Annotated in this window: 5 protein-coding genes; 2 read left to right on the forward strand and 3 right to left on the reverse strand. The window is 70.1% G+C overall.

Going from position 1 to position 6,137, the window contains the following annotated elements:
* Window positions 1-42: 42 nt before the first annotated feature.
* On the reverse strand, window positions 43-1,509 hold the full coding sequence (gene purB, locus ACTIGN_RS15380; protein ID WP_439625332.1) for an adenylosuccinate lyase: 1,467 nt from the start codon (window positions 1,507-1,509) through the stop codon (window positions 43-45).
* A 220-nt stretch (window positions 1,510-1,729) separates the two neighbouring features.
* Here purB and ACTIGN_RS15385 point away from each other — a divergent pair, with 220 nt between their 5' ends.
* Window positions 1,730-2,041 carry a hypothetical protein gene (locus ACTIGN_RS15385; RefSeq protein ID WP_439625334.1) on the forward strand — a complete coding sequence of 104 codons (312 nt, stop codon included), beginning with the start codon at window positions 1,730-1,732 and terminating at the stop codon, window positions 2,039-2,041.
* 94 nt (window positions 2,042-2,135) lie between these two features.
* On the opposite strand, the gene ACTIGN_RS15390 is transcribed toward ACTIGN_RS15385, so the two are convergent.
* Both ACTIGN_RS15390 and ACTIGN_RS15395 read right to left on the reverse strand, forming a co-directional pair.
* Window positions 2,136-2,582, reverse strand: a complete 447-nt coding sequence (locus ACTIGN_RS15390) for a hypothetical protein (RefSeq protein ID WP_439625335.1) — start codon at window positions 2,580-2,582, stop codon at window positions 2,136-2,138.
* Window positions 2,583-2,834: 252 nt separating this feature from the next.
* Window positions 2,835-3,137, reverse strand: coding sequence for a hypothetical protein (locus ACTIGN_RS15395; protein ID WP_439625337.1), 303 nt, complete (start codon window positions 3,135-3,137; stop codon window positions 2,835-2,837).
* A 240-nt stretch (window positions 3,138-3,377) separates the two neighbouring features.
* Here ACTIGN_RS15395 and ACTIGN_RS15400 point away from each other — a divergent pair, with 240 nt between their 5' ends.
* The gene (locus ACTIGN_RS15400) at window positions 3,378-6,056 is read left to right on the forward strand and encodes an ABC transporter substrate-binding protein (protein WP_439625339.1); all 2,679 of its coding nucleotides are present in this window, start codon (window positions 3,378-3,380) and stop codon (window positions 6,054-6,056) included.
* The last annotated feature ends 81 nt before the right edge of the window (window positions 6,057-6,137 follow it).

Genomic DNA, 6,137 nt, shown 5'->3' on the forward strand with positions numbered 1-6,137 from the left:
TGATGAGACTCCGGTCGCTGACGCTCCCGGCTCGCCAACACGTTAGACGTGCAACTCGGCCTTCATCCCCAGCACGCCCGCGTACCGCTTCCGCACCGGCTCGACGTGTTCGGCCACGAACTCGCCGACCTGCTCGGGTGACCGGCCGACGAACTCCTTTGCGCCTTCGCCGGTGACCGCCGCGAAGTCCACCTTCGCGAACGCCGCCTCGCCCTTCAGCTTCGCGAGCAACTCCTGCGTCGAGCCCGTGCCGGCCTTCACGCTCGCGGTCACCGCGTGGCTGTGCAGCCGCACCACCTCGTGGACCTCCTGGCGGTCGCCCCCGGCCTGCACCGCCGCCATCATCAGGTTCTCGGTGATCATGTACGGCAGGTACTCGCGGACGTTCTTCGCGATCACCTCGCGGTTCACGACCAGCCCGTTGGCCAGGTTCAGCGCGATCCGCAGGATCGCGTCGGCCGCGAGGAACCCCTGCGGGATGTACAGCCGGCGGCACGCGCTGTCGTCGAGGGTCCGCTCGAACCACTGCGTGGCGACCGTGTCCGCGGCCATCGCCGGCAGGCCCATCACGTACCGGGCCAGCGAGCACATGCGCTCGGCCCGCATCGGGTTCCGCTTGTACGCCATCGCCGACGACCCGACCTGATCGGCCTCGAACGGCTCGTCCACCTCCTGCCGGTGCGCGAGCAGCCGCAGGTCGCCGCCCCACTTGTGCAGCGTCTGCGCCAGGCCGCACAGCGCGTCGAGCACCTGGGAGTCGAGCTTCCGCGTGTACGTCTGCCCGCTCACCGGGACCACGTCGCCGAAGCCGGCCTTCTTCGCGACGAGCCGGTCGAGGTGCTTCACCTTGTCGTGGTCGCCGCGGAACAGCGCGAGGAAGCTCGCCTGCGTGCCGGTCGTGCCCTTCGCGCCGCGGAACGGGAGTTCGTCGCGGCGGCGCTCCAGCTCGCGGAGGTCGAGGACGAGGTCGTACAGCCACAGCGTCGCGCGCTTCCCGACGGTCGTGAGTTGCGCCGGCTGGAAGTGCGTGAACCCAAGGGTCGGCTCGTTCTTCCACGTCTCCGCGAACGTTCCCAGTGCGTCGATCGCGGCCGCCAGCGTCTCGCACACCTGGTTCAGGCTCTCGCGGACCAGGATGAGGTCGGCGTTGTCGGTGACGTAGCACGACGTCGCGCCGAGGTGGATGATGTCGCGGGCCTTCGGGGCCACCTCAGCGAGCGTCTCGACGTGCGCCATCACGTCGTGCCGCTTCTTCTTCTCCCACACGGCGGCGCGGGCGAGGTCGACGTCGTCGAGGTGCGCGGCGAGTTCGGCGATCTGCTCCGGGCGGATGCGGGGCGTCTTCCCGTCGTCGCCGGTCATCCCGAGTTCGGCCTCGGCCTCGGCGAGCCACAGCCACAGTTGCCGCCAGGTGCGGAACTTCCGCACCGGCCCCCACCGCTGGCTCATGGCCTTCGAGGCGTACCGGCCGATCAGCGGGTTGTCGTAGACGTCGTGTGCGTTGGACATGTCTTGAGAAATTCTCGGCGGTTCCCGGCCCGCGGGCCGGAGCGGTTGCGGTGCCCCCGTCGCATCTGGTCGGGGTCGTGCAGGCCACACAGGGCGGCGTTCATCTTACGTTTTGTGCCCCGATCGGACGTGCCGGCGGGGCGCGGCGGGCGGTCGTGGCGCAGAATCAGGGGACAGGAAGTCGGCCCACCGGCCGGCAGTCGTCAAGGAGTACCGACGCATGCTGAAGACATGGCTCCCCCGGCTCGGCTTCGCGGCCCTCGCCGTGGCCCTCTGGAGCGGCTCGCCGGGCACCGCCTCGGCCGCCGACGAACCGCCGCTCCCGCGGCAGTTCTACTACCCGTACTACTACTACCCGCACAGCTACTGGCCGCAGAACAGCCCGCAGTGGCCGGAGCAGAAGGGGCAGCCCTACGTCCGCCCGCCCGCGTACCAGGCGTACCCGCCGTTCAAGGAGCCGGGCTGGCGGTACGAGCTGTGGACCCCGATGAAGTACTACCGCGGGAACCACTTCTGGCTGGACCAGTTCTAATTCTCGGAGTCGTCACGTCGCTCACGTCGTCAGGTCATCAAGTCACGGACCAGTCGGTCTCCGACTTGATGACCTGACGACGTGACGACCCTTTTCAGTGCGAGTGGACCATTTTGAAGTGTTCGGCGACGCGCTCCATCATGACGTGCCAGCCGCAGTCGTGGCACGGCGGGGCCGACGGGTAGCACTTCGCGCAGTACAGCGGGCCGCCCTGGAGGAACTGGCGGAACCGGTCGCGGTCGCCGACCGCGGCGGCTTCGAGCGACAGCGGGAACGTCACTGTCGACTTGCACTTGTCGCACGAGCGGGTGTTGTGCGACTCGATCAGCGGCTCGTAGTGGTCGTGGATGCCCTTGTCGACGACGCCGGTGCCGGTGCAGAGCGGGCACGTCATCCCGAACTGGGCCAGGATCGCCTTGCGGATGAACTCGCTCTTGTTTGGGAGCTTGTCCAGGAACTGCGCCAGTTCGTCCTCGACCTTGAACGCGACGATCTGCTTCTTCTGCGGCTTCTTGTCTTTGTCGGCGGGCTTCCGCGGCATGGCTTCATCCGGGACGTGGTCGGTGATCCTTCATCGTATCCCCGCGGGCAATGGCTCGCAAGCGGAACGGGCGACACCCGGCTGCCAGTTTAGGCGAACCCTGAGCGCCAGCGAGTGGATGGGCGCACCCCCTTCGCTGGCGCTCAGGGTTCGCCCAGTAGCTTTCGTCACACCGCTGACTTGACCAGGATCGGTAGGTAAACGACGCGACCCGGCCGTTGTGCGGCCGGGTCGCGCGAGTTCGGGCGGCGGTCAGTTCTTCTTGCCCATCTTCATCTTGATCTCGGTCACGGTGTCCTTGTCGGTGGTGAGGTCGAGCTTCGTCTTGCCCTCCTTCGCCTTCGACAGCACGCCGATCTCGGCCTCCTTGGCCCCGTCCTTGCCCACGATCGAGACCTTCGTCTTGTCGGTGACCTTGTAGGTGGCCTCCTTGTCGCCTTCCTTGACGGTCAGCACCTTCTTCTCGGCGTCGAACTTGACGAACACGGCGTCGACCGCGAGCGTGACGCCGGCGAGGAACAGGACGCAGGCGAGGGAGAGCAGCAACTTGCGCATGAGAGGAACTCCAAAAGTGGCGAGGGTGGCCGCCGCGCCGCGGCACGGTGCCCGGCGGGTGCGACCAGAACTCCGACCGCACTGGCGGTATTCAACGTACGGTCCGGCACCCGGTCAAGGAGGCGACCCGAGTTCGGGTCGCCCCGGTCCGCCGCCCCGCACGGTGCGTTCCGCGCGACGGTATGCTACTATCAACCCTTCTGGACCGGCTCCGTTCCGGCTCTCATAGGGAACTCATTCATGCGGCCCGCACAGCACCGCCCGCACACCTTGCCCCGCTTCGCGGCCCTGCTCCTGTTCGCCGCCGGGGCCGCGGTCGTCGGGGCCGCCCAGCAGACGCCCCCGGAGGTCGAGGACCCGAAGGGCACGGTCAAGAAGAAGATCGTCGTGGACGACGACCCGGCGCCCGTGAAGAAGGGGCCGGTCGGGAACCCGCCGGACGCGAAGCTCGACGAACTGGTCCGCGCTGCCGACGAGGCCCGGTCGCCCGAACTCAAGGCGCTGTTCGCCAAGTACGCGGTCCCGGCCGACCGCATCACCGAGGCCAGCGGCGGGCTGCGGGTGAAGCCGATCCCGCTCCGCCGGGCCGAGTGGCCCAAGGGCGTGGAGTCCATCGCGGTCACCCCGCTCGACGCGGCCGGCAGGCCGCGCGAGCCGCGGGGCGTCGCGGTCGCCGGCGTGCGGGGGGTCGATCACTTCGAGGCGATGGCCGTCGCCGACGTCGAACCGCTCCTGAAACCGGTGGCGACGCCCGACAACCTCGCGGCCGCCGAGAAGCTCCTCGCCGCGGTCCTCCGGTTCCACGACTACGCCCGCGAGCGCCAGATCCGCCGCGGGAAGACGTGGGACGAGGTCCGCGAGCCGCTGGCGGCGAAGCTCCGCGACGTGCGCCTCGAGCAGCTCCGCTCGGCGGTCGCGGCCCGGGACGCGGCCCGCGTCGACGAGGCCGGCACCCGCCTGATGAACGCCTACCCGAAGGACGCCGCCGTCGCCCGCGAGGTGGCCGTGGCCCGCGTCGGGGAGGTGACGCTGCTCCTGAGGTCGGCGTCGCACGCCGACCACGTCCGCGCCCGCGAGGTGCTCGACGAACTCGACGCGCGGTTCCCCGGGGCCGGGGGCGAGGCGGCCGCCGAGGTCCGCAAGCAGCTCCGCGAAATGGCGGTCAAGGCGTTCACCCGGGCGCGGGACAAGAAGGGGGTCGGCGACCTGACGACCGCCCGCGACGAGTTGACCCGCGCCGCCGCCCTCGACCCGACCGTGGACGGCATCCGCGAGATGCAGCGGGAGCTGCGCACGGGCTACCCGATCCTCCACGTCGGGGTCCGGCAGTACCCGGAGAGGCTGTCGCCCGCCACGGCCCGCCTCGACAGCGAGAAGCAGGTGGTGGACCTCGTCTTCGAGGGGCTCCTCGAGGAGATCCCCGACGGCACCGGCGCGGTCCGCTACCGGCCGGCGGCGGCGCTCGGCCTGCCGACCGCGATCCCGGGCGGCCGCGAGTTCGCGCTGCGGGCGTTCGACCGCGACCCGTCGGGCCGGCCGGGGTTCGACAGCCACGACGTCGTCGCCACCGTCAAACTGCTCCGCGACCGTGCCGACACGTGGCCGGGGTACGCGCTGCCGTGGCTCGGCGCCCCGGCCCCGCGCGACAACAGCGCCGTCCGCGTGCCGCTGGCGCTGGGCCACCCGGACCCGCGGGCGGTCCTCACGTTCAAGATGCTCCCCGGCCGGTGGATGGCGGAGAACGGGAAGAACGCCGACGACGGGACGTTCGCCGAGAAGCCGTTCGGGACCGGGCCGTTCAAGCTGTACTCGAACTCGCCCCCGGGCGGGAAGGCCCCGCGGGAGATGGTGTTCATCGACAACCCGGCCTACGGCCGGTGGCGGGACCGGGCCGGGCTCCCGTACCTGCGCGAGATCCGCCTCGTCGAGGCGAGTAAGCTCGACCCGGTCGAGGCGTTCCGGACCGACAAGCTCCACGTCCTCCCGGACGTGCCGACCGGCGACATCCCCAAGTTCGAGGGGCCGGCATCCCAACTCGGGGGCCGCGTGCAGGTGGTCACGGCGCAGACGAACCGCCGCGTTCACGTTCTCGCGATCAACCTCCAGCGGTCGTACCTCCAGAGCAAGCCGCTGCGGCAGGGGCTCTCGATGGCGCTCGACCGCGAGGACATCTTGCGCGAGGTGTTCCGGGCCGGGCGGCCGGAGTTCCACAAGGCGATGACCGGTCCGTACCCGCCGACCTCGTGGGCCAACCCGAAGGGGCTCGGCGGCCAGCCGCAGCTCGTCAACCGTGACCTCGCCGTCGCGCGACTGAAGACGTACCTCTCCGGGACCGCGCCGAAGACCGACATCGAACTCGCGTTCCCGAAGGACGACCCGCGGGCCGAGGAGGCGTGCCGGCGGATCAAGGCCCAGATCGAGGGGCTGACCAAGGACGGCGTGGACGGGCGCAAGCTGACGCTCAACCTGAACGGCGTCTCCACGCCGGACCTGTACCGGCTGGTCGAGGGCGAGCACCGCTACGACCTCGCCTACGTCCCGTTCGACTACCCCGACGACTGGCACCCCTACGGCCTGGGGGCGGCGCTCGACTCGGCGGCCGCGACCCGCGGGGGCCGGAACTGGTTCAGCTTCCTGGGGCAGGGGACCAACCCCGACGACCAGGACCAGCGCCTCGGCCAGATGTTGAACGAGCTGCGCGGCTACCGGGACGTCGGCGAGTTGACGCGGCGGGCGGTCGAGGCGGGGAAGTTGTTCAACGAGTGCGTGCCGTTCGTGCCGCTGTGGCAGCTCGACCGGCACACGGCCGTCCACACGGGACTGAAGGTGTACCTCGACGACGCGACCGAGCCGGTGAACCCGAAGTGGCTGAACCCGACGACGCTGTTCCAGAACGTGGCCCGGTGGCGGCTGGAGTGACGCCGAGTCCGATGGATTCGTGGCTGTTCTGTAGCCGGCCTCTGTGAGGCCGGGCGTCTGGGACTCGCACAGGCCCGGCCT

Origin of the sequence: Gemmata sp. (genome assembly GCF_051859125.1) — a bacterium.
GTDB lineage: Bacteria > Planctomycetota > Planctomycetia > Gemmatales > Gemmataceae > Gemmata.